Origin of the sequence: Enterobacter sp. R-1.6.2 (assembly GCF_035064085.1) — a bacterium.
In the GTDB taxonomy this organism is placed as follows: Bacteria; Pseudomonadota; Gammaproteobacteria; order Enterobacterales; family Enterobacteriaceae; genus Enterobacter; species Enterobacter asburiae_B.
The window spans coordinates 81,727-105,170 of sequence record NZ_JASEYI010000016.1 but is presented as its reverse complement, the minus strand read 5'-3'; the positions used below and the strand labels follow the sequence as shown (position 1 = coordinate 105,170).

Annotated in this window: 22 protein-coding genes; 14 read left to right on the top strand and 8 right to left on the bottom strand. The window is 54.5% G+C overall.

The features are described 5' to 3' along the window. Nucleotides 1-383: 383 nt before the first annotated feature. Nucleotides 384-1,091: a FadR/GntR family transcriptional regulator gene (locus tag QMN93_RS17460; protein ID WP_033144369.1), complete on the top strand. Its 708-nt coding sequence runs from the start codon at nucleotides 384-386 to the stop codon at nucleotides 1,089-1,091. Then, nucleotides 1,088-2,521, top strand: a complete 1,434-nt coding sequence (mdtD, locus tag QMN93_RS17455) for a multidrug transporter subunit MdtD (RefSeq protein WP_033144368.1) — start codon at nucleotides 1,088-1,090, stop codon at nucleotides 2,519-2,521. Before QMN93_RS17460 ends, mdtD begins: the two co-directional genes overlap by 4 nt. On the opposite strand, the gene rbsR is transcribed toward mdtD, so the two are convergent. From rbsR to kup, 7 genes are all read right to left on the bottom strand, one after another. Next, nucleotides 2,487-3,479: a ribose operon transcriptional repressor RbsR gene (gene rbsR / locus QMN93_RS17450; RefSeq protein WP_182382859.1), complete on the bottom strand. Its 993-nt coding sequence runs from the start codon at nucleotides 3,477-3,479 to the stop codon at nucleotides 2,487-2,489. The two genes, mdtD and rbsR, sit on opposite strands and share 35 nt — an antisense overlap. Nucleotides 3,480-3,482: 3 nt before the next feature. Further along, a complete protein-coding gene (gene rbsK, locus QMN93_RS17445; protein ID WP_064673041.1) occupies nucleotides 3,483-4,412 on the bottom strand; it encodes a ribokinase in 930 nt (309 codons plus the stop codon). A 106-nt stretch (nucleotides 4,413-4,518) separates the two neighbouring features. Next, on the bottom strand, nucleotides 4,519-5,409 hold the full coding sequence (gene rbsB, locus QMN93_RS17440) for a ribose ABC transporter substrate-binding protein RbsB (protein WP_010426610.1): 891 nt from the start codon (nucleotides 5,407-5,409) through the stop codon (nucleotides 4,519-4,521). Nucleotides 5,410-5,436: 27 nt separating this feature from the next. After that, entirely contained in the window at nucleotides 5,437-6,402 is a 966-nt protein-coding gene (gene rbsC / locus QMN93_RS17435; RefSeq protein WP_006808742.1) for a ribose ABC transporter permease, read from the bottom strand. A gap of 4 nt (nucleotides 6,403-6,406) precedes the next feature. Continuing rightward, nucleotides 6,407-7,912, bottom strand: a complete 1,506-nt coding sequence (rbsA, locus tag QMN93_RS17430) for a ribose ABC transporter ATP-binding protein RbsA (RefSeq protein ID WP_193140230.1) — start codon at nucleotides 7,910-7,912, stop codon at nucleotides 6,407-6,409. A gap of 7 nt (nucleotides 7,913-7,919) precedes the next feature. Then, a complete protein-coding gene (gene rbsD / locus QMN93_RS17425) occupies nucleotides 7,920-8,339 on the bottom strand; it encodes a D-ribose pyranase (protein WP_032662094.1) in 420 nt (139 codons plus the stop codon). Between the two features lie 197 nt (nucleotides 8,340-8,536). After that, nucleotides 8,537-10,405: a low affinity potassium transporter Kup gene (kup, locus tag QMN93_RS17420; protein WP_023309781.1), complete on the bottom strand. Its 1,869-nt coding sequence runs from the start codon at nucleotides 10,403-10,405 to the stop codon at nucleotides 8,537-8,539. Between the two features lie 222 nt (nucleotides 10,406-10,627). On the opposite strand from kup, the gene ravA reads away from it, so the two are divergent. Both ravA and viaA read left to right on the top strand, forming a co-directional pair. Further along, the gene (ravA, locus tag QMN93_RS17415; protein ID WP_182382858.1) at nucleotides 10,628-12,124 is read left to right on the top strand and encodes an ATPase RavA; all 1,497 of its coding nucleotides are present in this window, start codon (nucleotides 10,628-10,630) and stop codon (nucleotides 12,122-12,124) included. Continuing rightward, nucleotides 12,118-13,569: an ATPase RavA stimulator ViaA gene (viaA, locus tag QMN93_RS17410; protein WP_058842016.1), complete on the top strand. Its 1,452-nt coding sequence runs from the start codon at nucleotides 12,118-12,120 to the stop codon at nucleotides 13,567-13,569. The genes ravA and viaA overlap by 7 nt, the downstream gene beginning before the upstream one ends. Here viaA and asnA read toward each other — a convergent pair whose 3' ends face one another. Next, nucleotides 13,570-14,562: an aspartate--ammonia ligase gene (gene asnA, locus QMN93_RS17405; protein WP_045888253.1), complete on the bottom strand. Its 993-nt coding sequence runs from the start codon at nucleotides 14,560-14,562 to the stop codon at nucleotides 13,570-13,572. Nucleotides 14,563-14,713: 151 nt separating this feature from the next. On the opposite strand from asnA, the gene asnC reads away from it, so the two are divergent. The 10 genes from asnC (at nucleotide 14,714) to atpA (ending at nucleotide 23,437) form a co-directional block, all read left to right on the top strand. Further along, nucleotides 14,714-15,172 (top strand): transcriptional regulator AsnC, encoded by a 459-nt coding sequence (gene asnC / locus QMN93_RS17400; RefSeq protein ID WP_023333916.1) that lies wholly within the window; start codon nucleotides 14,714-14,716, stop codon nucleotides 15,170-15,172. Nucleotides 15,173-15,262: 90 nt separating this feature from the next. Further along, nucleotides 15,263-15,712: an FMN-binding protein MioC gene (gene mioC / locus QMN93_RS17395; protein WP_023309786.1), complete on the top strand. Its 450-nt coding sequence runs from the start codon at nucleotides 15,263-15,265 to the stop codon at nucleotides 15,710-15,712. A gap of 374 nt (nucleotides 15,713-16,086) precedes the next feature. Continuing rightward, a complete protein-coding gene (mnmG, locus tag QMN93_RS17390; protein ID WP_323619859.1) occupies nucleotides 16,087-17,976 on the top strand; it encodes a tRNA uridine-5-carboxymethylaminomethyl(34) synthesis enzyme MnmG in 1,890 nt (629 codons plus the stop codon). A 106-nt stretch (nucleotides 17,977-18,082) separates the two neighbouring features. After that, a complete protein-coding gene (rsmG, locus tag QMN93_RS17385) occupies nucleotides 18,083-18,706 on the top strand; it encodes a 16S rRNA (guanine(527)-N(7))-methyltransferase RsmG (protein ID WP_182382857.1) in 624 nt (207 codons plus the stop codon). A 616-nt stretch (nucleotides 18,707-19,322) separates the two neighbouring features. Next, nucleotides 19,323-19,703, top strand: coding sequence for a F0F1 ATP synthase subunit I (atpI, locus tag QMN93_RS17380; RefSeq protein ID WP_008500194.1), 381 nt, complete (start codon nucleotides 19,323-19,325; stop codon nucleotides 19,701-19,703). Between the two features lie 8 nt (nucleotides 19,704-19,711). Next, nucleotides 19,712-20,527, top strand: a complete 816-nt coding sequence (gene atpB / locus QMN93_RS17375) for a F0F1 ATP synthase subunit A (RefSeq protein ID WP_023309789.1) — start codon at nucleotides 19,712-19,714, stop codon at nucleotides 20,525-20,527. Between the two features lie 49 nt (nucleotides 20,528-20,576). Then, nucleotides 20,577-20,816 (top strand): F0F1 ATP synthase subunit C, encoded by a 240-nt coding sequence (gene atpE / locus QMN93_RS17370; RefSeq protein ID WP_000429386.1) that lies wholly within the window; start codon nucleotides 20,577-20,579, stop codon nucleotides 20,814-20,816. Nucleotides 20,817-20,864: 48 nt separating this feature from the next. Beyond that, nucleotides 20,865-21,335 (top strand): F0F1 ATP synthase subunit B, encoded by a 471-nt coding sequence (atpF, locus tag QMN93_RS17365; protein ID WP_014072436.1) that lies wholly within the window; start codon nucleotides 20,865-20,867, stop codon nucleotides 21,333-21,335. Between the two features lie 14 nt (nucleotides 21,336-21,349). Further along, nucleotides 21,350-21,883 (top strand): F0F1 ATP synthase subunit delta, encoded by a 534-nt coding sequence (gene atpH / locus QMN93_RS17360; protein ID WP_023309790.1) that lies wholly within the window; start codon nucleotides 21,350-21,352, stop codon nucleotides 21,881-21,883. 12 nt (nucleotides 21,884-21,895) lie between these two features. Beyond that, nucleotides 21,896-23,437, top strand: a complete 1,542-nt coding sequence (atpA, locus tag QMN93_RS17355) for a F0F1 ATP synthase subunit alpha (RefSeq protein ID WP_006808751.1) — start codon at nucleotides 21,896-21,898, stop codon at nucleotides 23,435-23,437. The last annotated feature ends 7 nt before the right edge of the window (nucleotides 23,438-23,444 follow it).

Here is a 23,444-nt window from a genome sequence, read left to right as displayed (position 1 = left end):
TTGTCCGAAGACATTAAGAATCCATGTCACTTTGAGTGCCCACACAGATTGTCTGATAAATTGTTAAAGAGCAGTGCCGCTTCGCTTTTCGCAGCGGCGCGGGGTGTGCATATTACGCTTTCCCGCTTCAGAGTCAAGTGATTAATTTCGCTTTTCTCTGCTGACCCGGCGGCGTGTGTGCCGTTGTTCCGTGTCAGTGGAGGCGCATTATAGGGAGTTATTCCGACGTGACAAGAGGAAATTTAAAAAAAGTTTCCATCCGCGTTTTTTTTCACCAACAGAGGTGAAATCAAGCTACAAATTGTTCTATTTGATGTATCTGCAACCACAATCACATTCGAGGTGGCATAATTATCAGCATGAATCTTTAAGGAATAAAAGCGATGCCATTAAGCGCACAACAGCTGGCCGCCCAAAAAAACCTGTCGTACGTGCTGGCAGAAAAGCTGGCTCAGCGGATTTTAGCGGGTAAATATCCCCCGGGTAGCATCCTGCCGGGTGAAATGGAGCTGGGTGAGCAGTTTGGGGTGAGCCGTACCGCCGTGCGCGAAGCGGTGAAAACCCTAACGGCAAAAGGTATGGTGCTTCCACGGCCTCGCATTGGCACACGCGTGATGCCACAGAGTAACTGGAATTTTCTCGATCAGGAGCTGCTCTCCTGGTGGATGACGGAAGATAACTTTCATCAGGTCGTCGATCACTTTCTGGTGATGCGCAGCAGCCTTGAACCTCAGGCATGTCTGCTTGCCGCCACGCTGGGAACGGCAGAGCAGAAAGCGCAGCTTAACGCATTGATGGAAGAGATGGTGTTCCTGAAAAAACACTTCAACCGCGAACGCTGGGTTGAGGTCGATATGGCCTGGCATGAACACATCTATATGATGAGCGCCAATCCGTTCCTCACCTCTTTTGCCTCTTTATTTCATTCGGTGTATCACACCTACTTTACCTCTATTACACAAAACGAAGTGGTAAAACTGGATTTGCACCAGGCGATAGTTGATGCAATCCAGGAAAGCGACGGGCAGCGAGCCCTGAGTGCGTGCCAGGCATTGCTGGCCGCGCCAACCCACCAGCAGGTAAATAAATGACAACGAAAAAAGCGCGCAGCATGGCCGGATTGCCGTGGATTGCAGCCATGGCGTTTTTTATGCAGGCACTGGATGCCACCATCCTCAACACAGCGCTTCCCGCTATAGCGCAAAGCCTTAACCGCTCCCCGCTGGCGATGCAGTCCGCCATCATCAGCTACACCCTGACGGTCGCAATGTTAATTCCGGTCAGCGGCTGGCTGGCCGACCGCTTTGGCACCCGCAGAGTTTTCATGCTGGCCGTCACGCTCTTTACGCTTGGATCGCTGGCCTGTGCGCTCTCCTCATCCTTAACGGAGCTGGTTATCTTCCGCGTATTGCAGGGCATTGGCGGCGCGATGATGATGCCGGTGGCGCGCCTTGCCTTGCTGCGAGCCTACCCCAGGAGCGAACTGCTTCCCGTACTCAACTTCGTCACCATGCCGGGCCTGGTTGGCCCGATTCTTGGCCCGGTACTCGGTGGCGTGTTTGTCACCTGGGCAAGCTGGCACTGGATCTTCCTGATTAATATTCCAATTGGCGTTGCGGGGCTGCTGTATGCCCGCAAATATATGCCGAACTTCACCACGCCAAGGCGCAGCTTCGATATGGGCGGCTTTTTCCTGTTTGGCCTGAGCCTGGTGTTATTCTCCAGCGGGATGGAGCTGTTTGGCGAGAAGATCGTCGCGACGTGGTTAGCGCTCTCCGTTATCCTCGGCGGTATTCTGTTATTCCTTCTTTATATACGTCACGCGCGTCGTCACCCGACGCCGTTAATCTCCCTGGGGCTCTTTAATACCCGAACGTTTTCCGTTGGGATTGCAGGGAACATTGCGTCTCGTTTGGGGACGGGCTGTGTGCCGTTCCTGATGCCATTGATGCTGCAGGTGGGTTTTGGCTACCCGGCCCTGATTGCTGGCTGCATGATGGCGCCCACGGCAATGGGCTCGATTCTGGCAAAATCAACCGTGACACAGGTGCTGCGCTGGTTTGGCTATCGTAAGACGCTGGTCGGCGTGACGGTCTTTATCGGTCTGATGATTGCGCAGTTCTCGCTACAATCCGCCGCGTTACCCGTCTGGATGCTGATCCTGCCGCTGTTTGTGTTGGGCATGGCGATGTCGACGCAGTTCACGTCGATGAACACCATCACCCTCGCCGACCTGACTGACGAGAACGCAAGCAGCGGCAACAGCGTGCTGGCGGTAACGCAACAGCTGTCGATCAGTTTAGGGGTTGCCGTGAGTGCAGCGGTGCTGAGGTTTTATGAGGGTTTTGACAGCGCGAATACCGTTGAGCAGTTCCACTATACCTTTATCACCATGGGCGCACTTACCGTGGTATCGGCGCTGGTCTTTATGCTGTTAAAACCAAAAGACGGCCGAAACCTGATTAAAGAGCGTCACAAAGAGAAAGCTAAACCGAACCGCGTTCCATCAGAACAGGAGTAAGCTGCAGCCGTTGCTGTTGCAGCGTGGGCTGCGCCATACGGTGGATCAACACATCGATGGCCAGCTCGCCCAGTTCATCCTTCGGCTGATGAATAGTGGTCAGCGGCGGCGTCATGTAGCTGGCCAGTTCGATATCGTCATAGCCAATCACCGCCATATCGTCCGGCACGCGTAGCCCCGCCTGATACAACGCCTGATAGGCACCAAACGCCATCGCGTCGTTACCAATAAAGACCGCCTGCGGACGCGGCTTTTGCGTTAGCAGTTTCTGCATTGCCTCGAAACCGCCGTTAAACTCAAAGTCGCCGGTGATCCGGTATCCATCAGGAATGGCAAGGCCAGCTCGTTCCATGGCGGAGATATACCCTTCCAGACGCAAACGCGCCGGGGTTTTATCCAGCGGCCCCGTAATACAGGCAATGCGAGTGTGTCCTTTATCAATCAGGTACTGAGTCGCCATATCGCCGCCCAGCAGGGAGTTATCCTGAATAAGATCGCTGGTTCCGTCGAACGGCGCCCAGTCCATCATCACGGTGGGAATCGAAGGATAGCGCTGGATGATCTCTTTCGAGGGCTGGTGCGTTTCGGTGCAGAGCAGCAATAGCCCGTCGACGCGTTTTTGCATCAGCGTTTCCAGGTTACGATTCATGCGCTGCTCGTCTCCCTCGGTATTGCACAGCACCAGGCTGTAGCCACGCTCGAAGCAGCTGCGCTCCACGCCGCGAACCAGTTCTGAATAAAAGGGGTTGGTACTGGCGGTGATCAGCATACCGATAGTGCGCGTCTGGTTGAGCTTAAGGCTGCGCGCCAGCGCAGACGGCGCATAGTTGAGTTCTTTTACCGCAGCTTCGACTTTCTCACGAATCGCCTCGCTGACGAAGCGATCGTTGTTTATAACGTGGGAGACCGTCGAGGTAGAAACGCCCGCCATGCGGGCGACATCTTTCATTGTGGCCAAGCGTTACCCCTGCTGACTTAAGAATTCATCGATCTCTTTACGCCACGGAACGGAAGGCTGGGCGCCTTTGCGCGTCACCGCAATCGCGGCAGCAGCGTGTGCGAAGCGAATAGCCTCATCCATTCTCTTGCCTTCCAGCAGCGCGGTGACCAGTGCACCGTTGAAGGTATCTCCCGCTGCGATGGTATCAATCGCTTTGACCTTAAAGCCCGGCACGCGACGGCCTTCGCCATTGACGCTTGCCCACACCCCACGGCTACCAAGGGTGATAATCACGGTACCGATGCCCTTATCATGCAGCGCACGGGCGGCTCGCGCGGCATCGTCATCATTTTCTACGCGGATGCCCGTCAGCTTTTCGGCTTCGGTTTCGTTCGGCGTAATGATGTCCACCAGCGCCAGCAGCTCGTCTGATAATACACGGGCCGGGGCCGGGTTAAGTACGACAGTGGTATGATTTTCATGCGCAATTTTCGCGGCAGCCAGCACGCTTTCAACCGGTGACTCCAGTTGCATGAGCAGGGCTTCCGCTCCGGCGATGATGGCACGTTGCGCTTCTACGCGCTCCGTCGTCAGCGCAGCGTTAGCACCCGCATGAATACCGATGACATTCTCACCTTCAGCGTTGACGAAAATCAACGCCACGCCGGTCGATTCCCCTGCAACAACGCTGACCGGTGCGACGTTAATGTTGTCGCTCGCCAGCTGTTTGCGTACGCGCTCACCGGTATCGTCATCACCCGTGCAGGCGATAAACGCAATATTCGCCCCGCTGCGACCAGCAGCGACGGCCTGGTTGGCACCTTTACCGCCAAATGCCACCTGATACTGGTTACCCGTGACGGTTTCGCCCGGTGCAGGGAACGATTCAAGGTTAAGAATGTGATCGGCATTGATACTGCCAAGGACGACGAGGTTGCCTGCGGTTTTCATGGTTGGGTTGTCCATCTGAGAGCGCCACCGGTGTTACCCGGTGGCGTATGCCACACTTTTCTTTATTGGTGCCCCTCAGGCAGCCAGCGACTGCCTGATTCGCCTTTTACTGCTTGATGACCAGCTTCAGGTCAACTGGGTATTTAGCCTGAACTTTTTCGCCCTTCAGCACTTTGTCGGCAGTTTCAACGCCAGTGGCGCCAATCTGCTCAGGCAGCTGAGCGATGGTCGCAGCCAGTTTGCCATCGTTTACTGCTTTTTCACCATCCGGCGTGCCGTCAAATCCGACAACCATCACATCAGATTTACCTGCGGTCTGCAGGGCACGCAGCGCGCCCAGCGCCATTTCGTCGTTCTGCGCGAATACCGCCTGCACGTCAGGGTGTGCGGTCAGCAGGTTCTGCATAACGTTCAGACCTTTAGTACGGTCAAAGTCGGCTGGCTGGCTCGCCAGCACGTTAAATTTGTGCGCAGCCACAGCCTGCTGGAAGCCTTCACCACGCTCGCGGGCTGCGGACGTACCGGCAATCCCCTGCAGTTCGATAACTTTCGCGCCTTCGCCGGCTTTCTTCGCGATGTAATCACCCGCGATTTTGCCGCCCAGCACGTTATCAGACGCAATGTGGCTAACAACTTCGCCTTTCGTTGCCTGGCGGTCCAGAGTAATCACCGGAATTTTCGCCTGGTTTGCCATTTTAACGGCGTTACCGACGGCGTCAGAATCGGTTGGGTTGATCAGCAGAATTTTGGTGCCGCGAACGGTTAAGTCCTGAACGTTAGCCAGCTCTTTCGCCGGGTTGTTCTGTGAATCCAGCACCACCAGGTTGTAGCCCAGTTTGTCCGCTTCTTTCTGCGCACCGTCCTTCAGGGAGACGAAGAACGGGTTGTTCAGGGTAGAGACAACCAGCGCGATGGTATCTTTCGCCATGGCGTTAGCACTTACGGTTGCGCTCAGCGCGACAGCAGAAACCAGGGTAGCCAGTTTTTTCATGTTCATATCTAAGATGTCCTGTAGTGTCGTCAGTTACTGTTTTTTGTTGTCTACCAGTACCGCCAGCAAAATTACCACTGCCTTAACGATCATCTGGTAATAGGAGGAAACACCTAACAAATTCAAACCATTATTCAGGAAACCGAGAATCAGTGCGCCGATCAATGTCCCAACAATGCGACCTTTACCGCCCGCAAGACTCGTACCGCCCAGAACCACTGCTGCGATAGCATCCAGCTCATACCCCGTACCCGCCGTCGGCTGCGCAGAAGAGAGGCGCGCCACTTCGATGATACCTGCCAGCGATGCCAGCAGACCGCACAGGGAGTAAACGATAATTTTGACTTTATTAACGCTGATACCGGACAGGCGCGTTGCCGCTTCGTTACCGCCCAGCGCGTAAATATAACGGCCCAGACGGGTGTGGTGCAGCATGTACCACGCCGCCAGGAAGACGATAGCCATGATCCAGACCGGGGTCGGAACACCCAGCGGGCGACCGATACCGAACCAGCCAAACAGATCCGCGTTATCGGTAAAGCCGGTATTAACCGGGCTACCGTTGGTGTATACCATGGTCACACCGCGCAGCAGCAGCATCATCACCAGCGTGGCGATAAACGCCTGAACGCGGCCCTTTGCCACAATCACGCCGGTTACGGCACCAATCGCCGCGCCTGCCGCCAGGGCAGCGGCCACGGCCACCAGCGCGTTGACTTCAATGCCGACAATCGAAGCGGCGATCGCGCCGGTGAGCGCCAGCAGGGAACCGACGGACAGATCGATACCTGAGGTCAAAATCACCAGCGTCATGCCGACCGCCATAATGGCGTTCACCGATGTTTGCTGCAGAATGTTGAACAGGTTATTAACGGTGAAAAAGTTCGGGCTCATGGTCGACACAATCGCGATCAGCACCAGCAGGGCAATCAGCGATTTTTGTTCCATCAGCCATGCCTTTGTGAAATAGCGGCGACCAGAAACAGCCTGGGTAGTCATCTTCTTACTCCTGATTCACGCGATTAAGCTTGCCCACAGCGGCAGCCATCAGAACTTCCTGGGTGGCCTGCTCGCGAGTGAATTCACCGCCGAGATGCCCTTCATGCATGACGATAATGCGATCGCTCATGCCTAATACTTCTGGCATCTCGGAAGAGACCAGAATGATGCTCAGACCGTCGGCCTTGAACTGGTTAATCAGCTGGTAGATCTCTTTCTTCGCGCCCACGTCTACGCCGCGGGTTGGCTCGTCGAGGATTAACACTTTCGGACGCGTCATCAGTCCGCGCGCAATCGCCACTTTCTGCTGATTACCGCCGGACAACAGGCCAATCGCCTGCTCCATCGACGGGGTTTTGACGTTAAAGAGACGGATAAAATCGCTGACCGCCTGCTGCTCATCTTTATGCTTCAGGCTACCGCCGCTATGGCTGAAATTGCGCAGCGCCGTCAGGGACATGTTCTCTTTAACCGACATCCCCAGCACCAGGCCGTCGCGTTTGCGGTCTTCGGAGATATAAACGATGCCGTTAGCCAGACCATCCTGCGGAGAGCGGGTGACCACTTCATGACCGTCGAGGGTGACATAACCGCTGGTGCGCGGCAGTGCGCCGTACAACACTTTCATCAGCTCGGTACGTCCGGCCCCCATCAGGCCCGCCACGCCCAGGATCTCGCCCTGGCGCAGGGTAAAGGTCACGTCGTTCACACCCGGACCGCAGAGGTTGTCCACCTTCAGGCGGATCTCACCCGGCGCTTTCTCCAGATGCGGATACTGATCTTCGAGCTTGCGTCCCACCATCATTTCGATGAGCGTATCTTCGGTCAGCGTGGCGACTTCGCGCTCGGCAATAAACTGCCCGTCGCGGAAGACTGTGACGTCATCGCAGATTTCGAAGATCTCTTTCATGCGGTGAGAGATATAGACAATCCCGCGCCCCTGCGATTTCAGCTCGCGGATCACGCGGAACAGGGATTCGGTTTCGGTATCGGTCAGGGCGTCGGTCGGTTCATCCATAATGATGACCTTCGACTCAAAGCTCAGCACCTTCGCGATTTCCACCATCTGCTGATCGCCAATGGACAGATCGCCTACCAGGCGGTCGCTCTTAAAGCGCAGGTTCAGCTTCGCCAGCAGCTTGTCCGCTTCGGCGTACATGGTTTTCCAGTCGATTTTGCCGAACCGGTTAACAAACTCGCGGCCGAGGAAGATGTTTTCCGCAATGGTGAGCTGAGGAATGAGGTTCAACTCCTGGTGAATAATACCGATACCCGCTTCCTGAGAGGATTTCGGACCGTTGAAGGTAGTCTCTTTCCCCAGCCAGACGAGTGAACCGGCATCGCGTTGGTAGATACCGGTCAGCACTTTCATCATGGTGGATTTGCCGGCACCGTTTTCGCCCACCAGCGCCATCACGCGCCCGGGGTAGACGTTCAGCGCCGCGCCGGAGAGGGCTTTTACGCCCGGGAACGACTTATCGATCCCTTTGAGTTGCAGTAATGCGTCCATGATGGCCTCAGAAGGTGACGCCAGCACAGAGAATGATATTCGCATACGGGGAACACTCCCCGCTGCGAATCACCGCCTGACTGTCTGCGGTTTGTTGTTTGAACTGTTCGTGCGTCGTGTAACGAATTTCTATGGTGTTTCCCTGGTGTTGTTGCAGTTGCTCAATATGGCTGAGCAACGTTTCGTGGAGTTGCGGATTATGTTGTTTTATTTCCGCCGCGAGAATGGCCGCCTCAACCTGCATCTCCGCGGTCACCACATCCAGTACCTGCATAAACGAGGGTACACCCTGCGTTAACGCCATATCGATACGGGTTGTGCTGCGCGGAACCGGTAAGCCTGCATCGCAAACCACCAGCGTATCGGTATGCCCAAGACGGGAAATAACCGATGAGATTTCTGAGTTGAGTACCGTGCCTTTCTTCATTTTCTTGCTCCACTAGCGAAACGTTTCGCTGACATCAGTTTAATCTCAAGAATGTTCAGAAAACCATCATGACGTAACAGATTTGTGATCGACGTCGAAACGTTTCGCTAAGTGAAATGCAGAGACAATTATTGTGGGTTGGCGAGGGGTTTGGTAGGCCGGGTAAGCGAAGCGCCACCCGGCATTTTCAGAAGGGATTAGATCTCGACCTGCGTCCCCAGCTCAATGACGCGGTTAGGCGGGATCTCAAACTGGTCAGGCGCGCGCAGGGCGTTACGCTGCAGGATGAGGTACAGCTTGCCGCGCAGGCGCAGATACCACGGGCGCTTGCCGATGATCAGCGACTCGTGCGACATAAAGAACGACGTCTCCATCATCCGGCAGCTCAGTCCTTCCAGGCCGCAGCGATGGAACACCTCTTCCACGTTTGGCGTTTCGCGCCAGCCGTAGCTTGCCACCACGCGCCAGAAGGTCGGCGACAGCTGCTCGATCTGCACGCGACGCACGTTGTGAACATACGGCGCATCTTCGGTGCGCAGCGTCAGCAGGATCACCCGCTCGTGCAGCACCTTGTTGTGCTTGAGGTTATGCATCAGCGCGAACGGAATGACGTTCAGCGCGCGTGACATATATACCGCAGTACCCGGCACGCGGACCGGCGGGGATTTCTCCAGAGAAGCGATCATCGCCTCCAGAGAATTGCCGTGCTCGTGCATGCGGCGCAGCAGGCGGAAACGCTCGCTTTTCCAGGTGGTCATGACGATGAACATCACCAGACCCAGCGTCAGCGGCAGCCAGCCACCGGAGACAATTTTATCGAGGTTCGCTGAGAACAGCGGCACGTCGATACACAGGAAGCCCACCAGAATCATCGCCACGAGGAATTTATTCCAGTGCCAGTTTCGGTACGCCACCGTGGTGGAGAGAAGCGATGTCAGCACCATCGTACCGGTTACCGCAATACCGTACGCTGCAGCCAGGTTACTGGAGTGCTCGAAGCTGACGATAACAATAACAACAGCGAAATAGAGGAGCCAGTTAACGAACGGGATGTAGATCTGACCCGACTCCATCTCTGAGGTATGGATGATGCGCATCGGTGACAGATACCCCAGACGCACGGCCTGGCGCGTCAGAGAAAACACGCCGGAAATCACCGCCTGGGAGGCAATGACTGTCGCCAGCGTCGCCAGGATCAGCATCGGCACCAGCGCCCAGTCAGGCGCCAGCAGGAAGAACGGGTTCTTGATCGCTTCCGGGTTTTTAAGCAACAGCGCGCCCTGACCGAAATAGTTCAGCACCAGCGACGGCAGCACCACAATAAACCATGCCACGCGGATAGGCAGTTTCCCGAAGTGGCCCATGTCAGCATACAGCGCTTCCACACCGGTGATGGAAAGCACGACGGCCCCCAGCGCCACGAAGGAAACCACTTTGTATTCGAGGAAGAAATGCACCGCCCAGTAAGGGTTCAGCGCATGCAGCACTTCCGGGTTCGCAATAATGCTGCGCAAGCCAAGCGCCGCCAGGATCAGGAACCAGGCCAGCATAATCGGCGCGAACAGTTTGCCCACCAGCCCTGTACCGTGCTTCTGGATCATGAACAGCAGCGTCAGGACAATAATGGCCAGCGGAACCACCCATGAATCGAGCTGCGGAGCGATAATCTCCAGCCCCTCAATCGCCGACAGCACCGAGATAGCCGGCGTTATCACCACTTCCCCGTAGAAGAAACTGCCGCCAATCAGGCCGATAATGACCAGCACAGAGGTCATCCTGGCCGAGGTATTACGCCCGGCAAGAGACATCAGGGTCAGGATCCCACCTTCACCTGCGTTATCAGCACGCATAACGAAGGAGAGATATTTAACGGAAACCACCAGGATCAGCAGCCAGAAAATGAGGGACAGGAAGCCAAACACGGCATCGCGTTCAACACCAAAACCAAACTGGCCGGACAGACATTCACGAAGCGTATAAAGCGGGCTGGTGCCGATATCACCGTAGACAACCCCGATCGCCGCAAGCGTTATTGCGGGTAATGATTGCTTATTATCAGTGCTCATAGACTAGTCTTTTCGTTTAAATAACAAATGTGTTCCCGGTCCCTTGGCCCACAAAAAGCGCACAGTATGCACGATTCATTGCAAAATCGTACCCCTAAATGCAACCGCATTAATGTAGCGCAAAGAAAATTGCGCCGCACTTCAGTCTATTACCAGCCCTGACTGAAACGTCTATACTCGCTTCAATTGGCCGCCACGACGGCGAAAGGATGCAAAACTATTATGGCTCACTCACATTTATTAGCAGAAAGAATTTCCCGCCTCAGCAGCGCGCTGGAAAAAGGCCTTTTCGAGCGTAGCCACGCCATCCGCCTCTGCTTACTGGCGGCGTTGAGCGGTGAGAGCGTGTTTTTGCTGGGACCGCCGGGCATTGCCAAAAGCCTGATTGCCCGCAGGCTGAAATTTGCTTTTCAGAACGCCCGCGCCTTCGAATATCTCATGACCCGGTTTTCCACCCCAGAAGAAGTTTTTGGTCCGCTCTCCATTCAGGCATTGAAAGATGAGGGGCGCTATCAGCGTCTGACAGAAGGGTATCTTCCGGAGGCTGAGATTGTTTTTCTCGATGAGATCTGGAAAGCGGGGCCGGCTATTCTGAACACCCTGCTCACGGCGATAAACGAACGTCGGTTCCGTAACGGCGCCAGTGAAGAGAAAATCCCGATGCGCCTGCTGGTGGCCGCCTCTAACGAACTGCCTGAAGCCGACAGCAGTCTGGAAGCGCTGTATGACCGTATGCTTATCCGCCTGTGGCTGGACAAAGTGCAGGATAAGTCCAACTTCCGCTCCATGCTGGTCAGCCAGCAGGATGAAAGTGAAAACCCGGTATCCGCTTCGCTGCAGGTGACGGATGAGGAGTATCACCAGTGGCAGCAGGATATCGGCAAAATCAAACTGCCAGACGCCGTCTTCGAGCTGATCTATCTGCTGCGCCAGCAGCTTGATCTCATTCCTTCAGCGCCCTATGTCTCCGATCGCCGGTGGAAAAAAGCGATCCGCCTGCTGCAGGCGAGCGCCCTGTTCAGCGGCCGTGATGCCGTCGCGCCAATCGATCTGATCCTGCTAAAAGATTGCCTCTGGCACGATGCAGAGGGCATGAACCTGATGCAGCAGCAGCTTGACGTTTTGATGACCGGACACGCCTGGGGACAGCAGGCAATGCTCACTCAGCTGGGAGCGATTGCTCAGCGGCGCATCCAGCTCCAGCAGCAGCAAAGTGATAAAACCGCGCTGAAAGTGAATCGCCTTGGGGGCATGTTCGCCCGCAAACCGCACTACGAGCTTCCTGCGGATCTGACCGGCGCAACGCTAACGCTGCTGCTCCAGCAGCCGCTTAAACTGCATGATATGCAGGTGGTGCACATTACGATTGAGCGCGAGGCGCTGGCGCAGTGGCTGGATAAGGGCGGAGAGATCCGAGGAAAACTCAACGGCATTGGTTTCGCGCAGCCGCTGAATATGGAAGTGGACAGCAGCCAGCACCTGGTGATCCGCGACGTCAGCCTCCAGGGATCGCGTCTTGCGCTTCCGGGCACCGCCTCTGACAGCGTGCCGGAAGAGATTAAGCAGCAGCTGGAAGCGCTGGATACCGAATGGCATCAGCAGCACACCCGCTTTAGCGAGCAGCAAAAATGCCTCTTTATTCATAGCGACTGGTTAGGCCGCATCGAAGCCAGCCTGCAGGACGTCAGCGCGCAGATCAAACAGGCGCGTCAATGCTAACGCTGGATACGCTTAACGTCATGCTGGCCGTCAGCGAGGAGGGGTTGATCGAAGAAGTGGTCATTACCCTTCTGGCGTCGCCGCAGCTGGCGGCGTTTTTTGAAAAATTTCCAAAGCTTAAAAAGGCGATGACGGACGATCTTCCGCGCTGGCGCGATAACCTTCGCCAGCGGTTTAAGGAGACGGAAGTCCCGCCTGAATTGACGGAGGAGGTCGCCAGCTATCAGCAGTGCCAACGGCTGTCGACACCGCAGTTTATCGTCCAGCTGCCGCAAACCCTTACGCTGCTTGATAAAGTCCACTCTCCGTTTGCCAGCCAGGCGCGGGCGCTGGTTACGGATAACGCCACTTTTACCCCGGCGCTGCATACCCTGTTCCTACAGCGCTGGCGCCTCAGCCTGGTGGTTCAGGCCACAACGCTGAACCAGCAGCTGCTGGACGAAGAGCGTGAACAGCTGCTCAGTGAAGTTCAGGAACGGATGACGCTGAGCGGCCAGCTAGAACAGGTGCTGGTGGAGAATGAAAACGCCGCAGGACGTCTCTGGGATATGAGCGCAGGTCAGCTCCGGCGCGGGGATTATCAGCTGATCGTCAAATACGGCGATTTTCTGGCGCAGCAGCCCGAACTGATGAAGCTTGCTGAACAGCTGGGTCGCTCAAGGGAGGCAAAGTCGGTCCCAAAGAAAGATGCCCCGATGGAAACCTTCCGCACCCTGGTGCGCGAACCGGCTACCGTGCCGGAGCAGGTCGACGGGCTCCAGCAGAGCGATGACATTTTACGCCTGCTGCCCACGGAACTGAGCACGCTGGGGATGACCGAGCTGGAGTATGAGTTCTATCGTCGGCTGGTGGAAAAACAGCTTCTCACCTACCGACTGCACGGCGAAGCCTGGCGTGAGAAAGTCAGCCAACGGCCGGTCGTCCATCAGGATTTTGATGAACAGCCGCGCGGGCCATTCATTGTTTGCGTGGATACGTCCGGTTCGATGGGCGGGTTTAACGAGCAGTGCGCGAAGGCGTTCTGTCTGGCACTGATGCGCGTGGCGCTGGCCGATCGTCGTCGCTGCTTCATCATGCTCTTCTCCAGCGAGGTGGTGGGCTATGAGCTGACGAATCAGCAGGGTATCGAGCAGGCAATCCGCTTCCTGAGCCAGCGCTTTCGCGGCGGCACGGATCTGGCCAGCTGCTTTCGCAGCATTGTGGAGCGTATGCAGGGAGGCGACTGGTATGACGCTGACGCGGTGGTGATTTCCGATTTTATTGCCCAGCGGCTGCCGGATGACGTGGTGAATAAGGTGAAGGAGTTACAGCGGGTGCACCAGCACCGATTTCATGCGGTGGCGATGTCAGCCCATGGAAAACCCGGCATCATGCGCATCTTCGATCATATCTGGCGCTTTGATACCGGGCTGCGTAGCCGCCTGCTCAGACGCTGGCAGCGTTAATTACAGAAGAGAACCGACGCTTTCACGTACCTGCTGCGGCCAGACGCCACACTGAACCTGACCGATATGGGGTAATTGCAGCAGCAGCATGGTCAGACGGGACTGGCCGATACCACCGCCGATAGTCTGAGGCATTTCACCGCGCAGCAGCGCCTGGTGCCACTCGAGTTTGAGACGATCTTCATCGCCGGTGACCGCCAGCTGGCGCTTCAGCGCGTCAGCATCCACGCGGATCCCCATAGAAGAGAGCTCGAATGCGTCTTCCAGTACCGGGTTCCACACCAGAATATCGCCGTTCAGCCCGGCAAATTCGCCCTCACCCGCAGTGCTCCAGTCATCATAATCCGGCGCGCGAACGTCGTGGCGTTTGCCATCAGACAGTTTGCCGCCGATACCGATCAGGAATACTGCACCTAATTCTTTGGCGATCGCACGCTCGCGGCCTTTAGCATCGAGATCCGGGAAGCGGCTCAGCAGCGCCTGGCTGTGAACAAAGTGGATCGTATCCGGCAGGAACGGCGCCAGACCAAACTCTTTGCTCACGGCCGCTTCGGTTGCTTTGATCCCGGCGTAGATCGCCTCAACGGTGGATTTCAGCGTGCCGACGTGACGTTCACCATCACCCATTACGCGCTCCCAGTCCCACTGGTCAACGTAAACGGAATGAATCGGTGAAAGGCGGTCTTCATCGGGACGAAGGGCTTTCATGTGCGTGTAAAGCCCTTCGCCCGCGCTGAAGTCGTGCTGTCCCAGGGTTTGACGCTTCCACTTCGCCAGTGAATGAACCACTTCGAACTGAGCGTCTGGCAGTGTTTTCACTTTCACCTGTACCGCTTTTTCGCATCCAGAGAGGTTATCCTGCGTCCCGTCACCCACGCGGCTCAGAATCGGCGCCTGAACTTCAATAAGGCCAAGCTTCTCTTCCAGCTGGCGGGAAAAATGGGATTTTACGAAACTGATCTGGCGTTGTTTGGCGATGTAAGCGGTTTTCATTATTTATACTCCTGCGTCCTGTTGATATTGATTAAGCAACAGAAACGGCACCATATTCAATAACTCATCAACAAAAAGCCACCTTAACTTTTGATTCGATAAAATTAAACGCTAGAATAGAGTGATTCATTAATCTTCATAAGAAAAAGCTATGGAAAATTATCAGATCGACAATCTCGACCGCGGCATCCTGGAGGCGTTAATGGCCAATGCCCGTACCGCCTACGCCGAACTGGCAAAACAGTTTGGCGTCAGCCCCGGGACCATTCACGTCCGCGTAGAGAAGATGAAGCAGGCGGGGATCATTACCGGCGCACGCATTGACGTCAGTCCTAAACATCTCGGTTACGACGTCTGCTGCTTCATCGGCATCATTCTTAAAAGCGCCAAAGACTACCCTTCCGCTCTGGCGAAGCTGAACGCGCTGGATGAAGTCACAGAGGCGTATTACACCACCGGGCATTACAGCATCTTTATTAAAGTCATGTGCCGATCCATCGACGCCCTCCAGCAGGTACTTATCAACAAGATCCAAACAATCGATGAAATTCAGTCCACCGAGACGCTGATCTCCCTGCAAAACCCGATCATGCGTACCATCCGCCCGTGATCGGGCAAATTCATTCCCACATTTTCCACAGGTAGATCCCAGCTCGTTCACAGCGTACAATGGCCGTCTCTTTATCTGGGCGAGCGATCAATGGCGGACATTACCCTTATCAGCGGCAGCACCCTTGGTGGTGCGGAATACGTAGCGGAACACCTGGCTGAAAAGCTGGAAGATGCGGGCTTTTCTACGGAAACCCTGCACGGTCCGTTGCTTGAAGATCTCCCGACTGACGGGGTCTGGCTGCTGATCACCTCCACGCACGGCGCGGGCGATCTGCCGGATAACCTGCAACCTTTATATGACGAACTGCTGGAACAGCAGCCCGACCTGTCAAACGTCCGTTTTGGCGCGGTGGGGATCGGCAGTCGTGAATATGACACCTTTTGCGGGGCAATAGAGAAAGTTGAAGCCGCTGTTACCTCTTGTGGAGCAAAACAGCTGGGTGAAACGCTCAAGATCAACATCCTCGATCATGACATTCCGGAGGATCCAGCTGAGATCTGGCTCGCGGAATGGAAAAATTTACTCAAAAACGATTAAAGATCGCGCGAACAGATGTGGATAACTCTGGTTAAAAGCTCGTATTAACCCGTAGTTATCCAAAGAACAACTGTTGTATCGTTTTTGACCTGTGTATAAAGTCGCGATCTGATCCCAGCTTATACTGTCCAGGATCACCGATCATTCACAGCAAACGATCCTTTCTAACTGCATGATCTTCTTTGTGAGATCGGACTTATCCACACAGGTTCACGATCCTAATAAGAGATCACAATAGAACAGATCTCTAAATAAAAAGATCTTCTTTTTAATAGCCCAGGATCCCAATGCTTTCTCGAAAGACTAAAGTTGAGTAGAATCCACGGCCCGGGCTTCAATCCATTTTCATACCGCTTTACGCGAGGCAGACCACCATGTTTTATCAGGATCCTTTTGACGTCATCATCATTGGCGGGGGTCATGCAGGCACTGAGGCCGCAATGGCCGCAGCGCGTATGGGTCAGCAGACCCTGCTTTTGACACACAATATCGACACGCTGGGACAAATGTCCTGTAATCCGGCGATTGGCGGCATTGGGAAAGGACACCTGGTAAAAGAAGTGGATGCACTTGGCGGCCTGATGGCGAAAGCGATCGATCATGCTGGCATCCAGTTTAGGATACTAAACGCGAGTAAAGGTCCCGCTGTGCGTGCGACCCGTGCCCAGGCAGACCGCGTGCTTTACCGTCAGGCTGTGCGTACCGCCCTGGAGAACCAGCCGAACCTGATGATCTTCCAGCAGGCGGTTGAAGATCTTATCGTTGAGAGCGATCGCGTCGTGGGCGCCGTGACCCAGATGGGCCTCAAGTTCCGCGCGAAAGCCGTGGTGCTGACCGTGGGCACCTTCCTGGACGGTAAAATTCATATCGGTCTGGATAACTACAGCGGTGGCCGTGCCGGCGATCCGCCGTCTATTCCACTGTCTCGCCGTCTGCGTGAACTGCCGCTGCGCGTCAGCCGCCTGAAAACCGGTACGCCGCCGCGTATTGATGCGCGCACCATTGATTTCAGCGTGCTGGCGCAACAGCACGGTGATAACCCCATGCCGGTGTTCTCGTTCATGGGCAATGCGGCACAGCATCCTCAGCAGGTACCGTGCTACATCACGCATACCAACGAGAAAACCCATGACGTAATCCGCAATAACCTCGATCGCAGCCCTATGTATGCTGGCGTGATCGAAGGGATCGGCCCACGCTACTGTCCGTCGATCGAAGACAAAGTGATGCGCTTCGCCGATCGTAACCAGCACCAGATCTTCCTGGAGCCGGAAGGACTAACCTCAAACGAAATTTACCCGAACGGCATCTCCACCAGCCTGCCGTTCGATGTACAGATGCAAATTGTTCGCTCAATGCAGGGGATGGAGAATGCGAAAATCGTTCGTCCCGGCTACGCTATTGAGTACGATTTCTTCGATCCGCGCGACCTGAAGCCAACCCTGGAAAGCAAATTCATCCACGGTCTGTTCTTCGCGGGGCAGATTAACGGCACTACCGGCTACGAAGAAGCGGCTGCACAGGGCCTGCTTGCCGGTCTGAACGCCGCACGCTTCTCTGCTGAGAAAGAGGGCTGGGCACCAGGCCGTTCTCAGGCGTATCTGGGCGTGCTGGTTGACGATCTCTGCACGCTGGGTACCAAAGAGCCGTACCGTATGTTTACCTCTCGCGCGGAATATCGCCTGATGCTGCGTGAAGATAACGCCGACCTGCGTCTGACCGAAATGGGCCGCGAGCTGGGTCTGGTCGATGACGAGCGCTGGGCGCGCTTCAACGAAAAGCTGGAGCGCATTGAACAGGAACGTCAGCGCCTGAAAACCACCTGGGTGAATCCGCAGGCGGAAACCGCTGCCGAAGTAAACGCTCACTTAACAGCGCCGCTGTCGCGCGAAGCCAGCGGGGAAGATTTGCTGCGCCGTCCTGAAGTCACCTACGAGAACCTGGTCAAACTGACCGCGTTCGCGCCGGGCCTGGAAGACGCTGAAGCAGCAGAGCAGGTTGAGATCCAGGTGAAGTACGAAGGTTACATCGCGCGTCAGCAGGATGAGATCGAAAAACAGCAGCGTAACGAAAACACGCTGCTGCCGGAAATGCTGGACTACCGCCAGGTGACGGGCCTTTCCAACGAAGTGATCGCCAAGCTGAACGATCACAAACCGGTATCGATCGGCCAGGCATCCCGTATCTCCGGCGTCACGCCTGCGGCGATTTCCATTCTCCTGGTCTGGCTGAAAAAGCAGGGCATGCTGCGCCGCAGCGCATAATGCCAGAACATTGTCCGGTGGCGCTGCGCTTACCGGGCCTGATGAACCCGTAGGGCGGGTAAGCGAAGCGCCACCCGCCATCTAAGTTTTCCAACAGGTATTCACCGTGCTCAACAAACTCTCTCGTCTGCTGGATCAGGCAGGTATTTCGCTCACCGATCACCAGAAAAATCAGCTGGTGGCCTATGTCGATATGCTGAACAAATGGAACAAAGCGTACAACCTGACCTCAGTACGTGACCCCAACGAGATGCTGGTACGCCATATTCTCGATAGCATCGTGGTTGCCCCCTGGCTGAAAGGTGAGCGTTTTATCGACGTGGGGACGGGACCGGGTTTACCGGGCGTTCCGCTGTCGATTGTTCGCCCTGAAAGCCACTTCACGCTACTGGACAGCCTCGGCAAGCGCGTGCGCTTTTTACGTCAGGTACAGCATGAGCTGAAGCTTGAAAACATCACGCCCGTGCAGAGCAGGGTAGAGGAGTTCCCGGCAGAGCCGCCGTTTGACGGGGTTATCAGCCGTGCATTTGCTTCGCTCAACGATATGGTGAGCTGGTGCAAACACTTACCTGCGGAGAACGGCCGCTTTTATGCGCTGAAAGGGCAGTTGCCAGGCGATGAGATTGAACAGCTCCCGGACGGTTTTGCTGTTGAATTCATCGAGAAATTACACATTCCTCAGCTCGATGGGGAGCGTCATCTGGTGATAATTAAGCCAAACAATTTTTAAAAAATTAATAAAAAATGTGGAATTTGTGCTGTTCTTCGCATGTTAAAAAACAGCACAAATACAGAGGATTTACCGGCGGTCTTTTAACCTCTTTTTCACTAAGGTTTTTCTTATGGTTAACCTGGCGACTTTTATTCACCGAGAAGATAGTCATCTGTGAAAATATAAGTCTGCTAAAAGTGGAAGGCAGTAACCAGAACGCAATGTTAATTATTTATTAAGAATGTCAATAAAACGTTTTTATTGTGTACTGGGCTGTTTTGAAAATAGTTACGACATTTTGCGTTTAATTTCATAAAGATAAATTTGCGCGATTTGCGCCTTTGATAAATACAACCTTATCGCAAATGTGTGTTTTGTGATCTCGTGCACGCTTTATCGCCAACGTTTTCGCGCTGTTTGCAGTTTTGGTCGAAGGTTGACGCTTTCAGCGAAAGTTAAAAAATAGCGGTGGGGAAAAATATTTAAACATTTATTCACCTTTTCGCTACTTAATGTTTGAAATCACGGGTGCGCACCGTATAATTTGACCGCTTTTTGATGCTTGACTCTGAGCCTTAAAGGACGTTTTATACGACACGCGGCATACCTCGAAGGGAGCAGGAGTAAAAACGTGATGTCTGTGTCGCTCTTGAGTAGAAACGTTGCTCGTAAGCTTCTGTTCATTCAGTTTCTGGCTGTGATAGCAAGTGGACTGCTGTTTAGCCTCAAAGACCCCTTCTGGGGCATCTCCGCCGTGTGCGGGGGTTTGGCGGTTGTGCTGCCAAACGTGTTGTTTATGATTTTTGCCTGGCGTCATCAGGCGCATACACCTGCCAAAGGCCGCGTGGCCTGGTCCTTCGCCCTCGGCGAAGTGTGTAAGGTGTTGCTGACCTTTGCTCTACTGGTGATGGCGCTGGCGGTTTTGAAAGTGGTCTTCATGCCGCTGATAGCAACGTGGGTTTTGGTGCTGGTGGTACAAGTTCTGGCTCCAGCTGTAATCAATAACAAAGGGTAAAAGGCATCATGGCTTCAGAAAATATGACGCCGCAGGATTACATAGGTCACCATCTGAATAACCTTCAGCTGGACCTGCGTACATTCTCGCTGGTGGATCCACATAACCCCCCGGCCACCTTCTGGACGATCAACATCGACTCCATGTTCTTCTCGGTGGTTTTGGGTCTTCTGTTCCTGGCCATGTTCCGCGGTGTTGCTAAACGAGCGACCAGCGGTGTACCAGGGAAATTCCAGACATTCATCGAAATGATCATCGGCTTCGTCCATGGCAGCGTCAAAGACATGTACCATGGTAAGAGCAAGCTGATTGCTCCGCTGGCCCTGACCGTGTTCGTTTGGGTCTTCCTGATGAATCTGATGGACCTGCTGCCAATCGATCTGCTGCCGTTTATCGGCGAGCACATCTTCGGTCTGCCAGCGCTGCGTGTTGTACCGTCTGCGGACGTGAACATCACCCTGTCGATGGCGCTGGGCGTATTTATCCTGATTCTTTTCTACAGCATCAAAATGAAAGGCGTAAGCGGCTTTGTGAAAGAGCTTACCTTGCAGCCGTTCAACCACTGGGCGTTTATTCCGGTCAACCTGATCCTGGAAGGCGTTAGCCTGCTGTCCAAACCTGTTTCACTGGGTCTGCGACTGTTCGGCAACATGTATGCGGGTGAGCTGATTTTCATTCTGATCGCGGGTCTTCTGCCGTGGTGGTCACAGTGGATTCTTAATGTGCCATGGGCCATTTTCCACATCCTGATCATTACGCTGCAAGCCTTTATCTTCATGGTTCTGACGATCGTCTATCTGTCGATGGCGTCTGAAGAGCACTGATTTTTTACCAACACTACTACGTTTTAATTGAAACAAACTGGAGACTGTCATGGAAAACCTGAATATGGATCTGCTGTACATGGCTGCCGCTGTGATGATGGGTCTGGCGGCTATCGGTGCTGCGATCGGTATCGGCATCCTCGGGGGCAAATTCCTGGAAGGCGCAGCGCGTCAACCTGATCTGATTCCTCTGCTGCGTACTCAGTTCTTTATCGTTATGGGTCTGGTGGATGCTATCCCAATGATCGCTGTAGGTCTGGGTCTGTACGTGATGTTTGCTGTCGCGTAGTAGTAGTTTTAAAACCCTAAGCCACAGAAATTAAAGAGGTATTGTGCTGTGAACATGAACGCAACAATCCTCGGCCAGGCCATCGCGTTTATTCTCTTTGTCTGGTTCTGCATGAAGTATGTATGGCCGCCTTTAATGGCTGCCATCGAAAAACGTCAGAAAGAAATTGCTGACGGTCTGGCTTCCGCAGAACGCGCTAAGAAAGATTTGGACCTTGCACAGGCCAACGCGACAGACCAGCTGAAAAAAGCGAAAGCTGAAGCTCAGGTAATCATTGAACAGGCTAACAAACGCCGTTCTCAGATCCTGGACGAAGCCAAAGCTGAAGCAGAACAGGAACGTACTAAGATCGTGACACAGGCTCAGGCAGAAATTGATGCTGAGCGTAAACGTGCTCGTGAAGAACTGCGTAAGCAGGTTGCGATTCTGGCTGTTGCTGGCGCCGAGAAGATCATCGAACGTTCCGTGGATGAAGCTGCTAACAGCGACATCGTGGACAAACTTGTCGCTGAACTGTAAGGAGGGAGGGGCTGATGTCTGAATTTGTTACGGTAGCTCGCCCCTACGCCAAAGCAGCTTTTGACTTTGCTGTCGAACACCAAAATGTCGATCGCTGGCAGGATATGCTGGCGTTTGCCGCTGAGGTGACGAAAAACGAACAAATGGCTGAGTTGCTTTCCGGTGCGTTAGCACCTGAAACTCTCGCCGCGTCGTTTATCGCCGTGTGCGGAGAGCAACTGGATGCCAACGGCCAGAACCTGATTAAGGTGATGGCAGAAAATGGTCGTCTCCGTGTGCTCCCGGATGTTCTCGAGCAGTTTGAGCACTTACGTGCCCTTAGTGAAGCAACCGCTGAAGTCGAAGTGACTTCTGCGACTGAACTGAGTAATGAACAGCTTGCGAAAATCACCGCCGCGATGGAAAAACGTCTGTCACGCAAAGTTAAGCTGAATTGCAAAATCGATAAGTCTGTAATGGCAGGCGTAATCATCCGTTCGGGTGATATGGTCATTGATGGCAGCGTACGCGGCCGTCTTGAACGCCTTGCAGACGTCTTGCAGTCTTAAGGGGACTGGAGCATGCAACTGAATTCCACCGAAATCAGCGAACTGATCAAGCAGCGCATTGCTCAGTTCAGTGTTGTGAGTGAAGCTCACAACGAAGGTACTATTGTTTCTGTAAGTGACGGTGTTATCCGCATCCACGGCCTGGCCGATTGTATGCAGGGTGAGATGATTTCCCTGCCGGGTAACCGTTACGCTATCGCACTGAACCTGGAGCGCGACTCCGTAGGTGCAGTTGTGATGGGTCCATACGCTGACCTCGCCGAAGGCATGAAGGTTAAGTGTACTGGCCGTATTCTGGAAGTGCCGGTTGGCCGTGGCCTGCTGGGTCGCGTTGTTAACACCCTGGGTGCGCCAATCGACGGTAAAGGTCCGGTTGAGCACGATGGCTTCTCCCCAATCGAAGTTATCGCACCAGGCGTTATCGACCGTCAGTCCGTAGATCAGCCTGTTCAGACAGGTTATAAGTCCGTTGATGCCATGATCCCAATCGGTCGTGGTCAGCGTGAACTGATCATCGGTGACCGTCAGACCGGTAAAACCGCGATGGCTATCGACGCCATCATCAACCAGCGTGACTCCGGCATCAAATGTGTGTACGTGGCTATCGGCCAGAAAGCGTCCACCATTTCTAACGTGGTTCGTAAACTGGAAGAGCACGGCGCACTGTCTAACACCATCGTTGTGGTAGCAACCGCGTCTGAATCTGCTGCACTGCAATACCTGGCGCCATATGCCGGTTGCGCAATGGGCGAATACTTCCGTGACCGCGGTGAAGATGCACTGATCGTATACGATGACCTGTCTAAACAGGCTGTTGCTTATCGTCAGGTTTCCCTGCTGCTCCGTCGTCCACCTGGACGTGAAGCGTTCCCTGGCGACGTATTCTACCTCCACTCTCGTCTGCTGGAGCGTGCTTCCCGCGTTAACGCGGAATACGTCGAGAACTTCACCAAAGGTGAAGTGAAGGGTAAAACGGGCTCTCTGACCGCTCTGCCGATCATTGAAACCCAGGCGGGTGACGTTTCTGCGTTCGTTCCGACTAACGTAATCTCCATTACCGATGGTCAGATCTTCCTGGAAACCAACCTGTTTAACTCCGGTATCCGTCCGGCGGTTAACCCGGGTATCTCCGTATCCCGTGTTGGTGGTGCTGCTCAGACCAAGATCATCAAGAAACTGTCCGGTGGTATCCGTACCGCGCTGGCACAGTATCGTGAACTGGCTGCGTTCTCTCAGTTCGCATCCGATCTGGACGAAGCAACCCGTAAACAGCTGAGCCACGGTCAGAAAGTGACCGAGCTGCTGAAGCAGAAACAGTACGCACCAATGTCTGTTGCTCAGCAGGGCCTGGTACTGTTCGCGGCTGAACGCGGTTACCTCGAAGATGTGGAACTGGCGAAAATCGGTAGCTTCGAAGCCGCTCTGCTGGCTTACGTTGACCGTGATCACGCTCCGCTGATGCAAGAGATCAACCAGACCGGTGGCTATAACGACGAAATCGAAGGCAAGCTGAAAGCTATCCTCGATTCCTTCAAAGCAACCCAATCCTGGTAATCGTCCG

Bases quoted from the DNA above. Each gene is read 5' to 3' on its own strand.
- mdtD (WP_033144368.1), top strand. From the start codon at position 1,088: ATGACAACGAAAAAAGCGCGCAGCATGGCCGGATTGCCGTGGATTGCA.
- mioC (WP_023309786.1), top strand. From the start codon at position 15,263: ATGGCGGACATTACCCTTATCAGCGGCAGCACCCTTGGTGGTGCGGAA.
- rbsC (WP_006808742.1), bottom strand. From the start codon at position 6,402: ATGACTACCCAGGCTGTTTCTGGTCGCCGCTATTTCACAAAGGCATGG.
- ravA (WP_182382858.1), top strand. From the start codon at position 10,628: ATGGCTCACTCACATTTATTAGCAGAAAGAATTTCCCGCCTCAGCAGC.
- viaA (WP_058842016.1), top strand. From the start codon at position 12,118: ATGCTAACGCTGGATACGCTTAACGTCATGCTGGCCGTCAGCGAGGAG.
- atpB (WP_023309789.1), top strand. From the start codon at position 19,712: ATGGCTTCAGAAAATATGACGCCGCAGGATTACATAGGTCACCATCTG.
- rbsD (WP_032662094.1), bottom strand. From the start codon at position 8,339: ATGAAGAAAGGCACGGTACTCAACTCAGAAATCTCATCGGTTATTTCC.
- mnmG (WP_323619859.1), top strand. From the start codon at position 16,087: ATGTTTTATCAGGATCCTTTTGACGTCATCATCATTGGCGGGGGTCAT.
- kup (WP_023309781.1), bottom strand. From the start codon at position 10,405: ATGAGCACTGATAATAAGCAATCATTACCCGCAATAACGCTTGCGGCG.
- rbsA (WP_193140230.1), bottom strand. From the start codon at position 7,912: ATGGACGCATTACTGCAACTCAAAGGGATCGATAAGTCGTTCCCGGGC.
- asnC (WP_023333916.1), top strand. From the start codon at position 14,714: ATGGAAAATTATCAGATCGACAATCTCGACCGCGGCATCCTGGAGGCG.
- atpA (WP_006808751.1), top strand. From the start codon at position 21,896: ATGCAACTGAATTCCACCGAAATCAGCGAACTGATCAAGCAGCGCATT.
- atpH (WP_023309790.1), top strand. From the start codon at position 21,350: ATGTCTGAATTTGTTACGGTAGCTCGCCCCTACGCCAAAGCAGCTTTT.
- rbsB (WP_010426610.1), bottom strand. From the start codon at position 5,409: ATGAACATGAAAAAACTGGCTACCCTGGTTTCTGCTGTCGCGCTGAGC.
- atpI (WP_008500194.1), top strand. From the start codon at position 19,323: ATGTCTGTGTCGCTCTTGAGTAGAAACGTTGCTCGTAAGCTTCTGTTC.
- QMN93_RS17460 (WP_033144369.1), top strand. From the start codon at position 384: ATGCCATTAAGCGCACAACAGCTGGCCGCCCAAAAAAACCTGTCGTAC.
- rbsK (WP_064673041.1), bottom strand. From the start codon at position 4,412: ATGAAAACCGCAGGCAACCTCGTCGTCCTTGGCAGTATCAATGCCGAT.
- atpE (WP_000429386.1), top strand. From the start codon at position 20,577: ATGGAAAACCTGAATATGGATCTGCTGTACATGGCTGCCGCTGTGATG.
- asnA (WP_045888253.1), bottom strand. From the start codon at position 14,562: ATGAAAACCGCTTACATCGCCAAACAACGCCAGATCAGTTTCGTAAAA.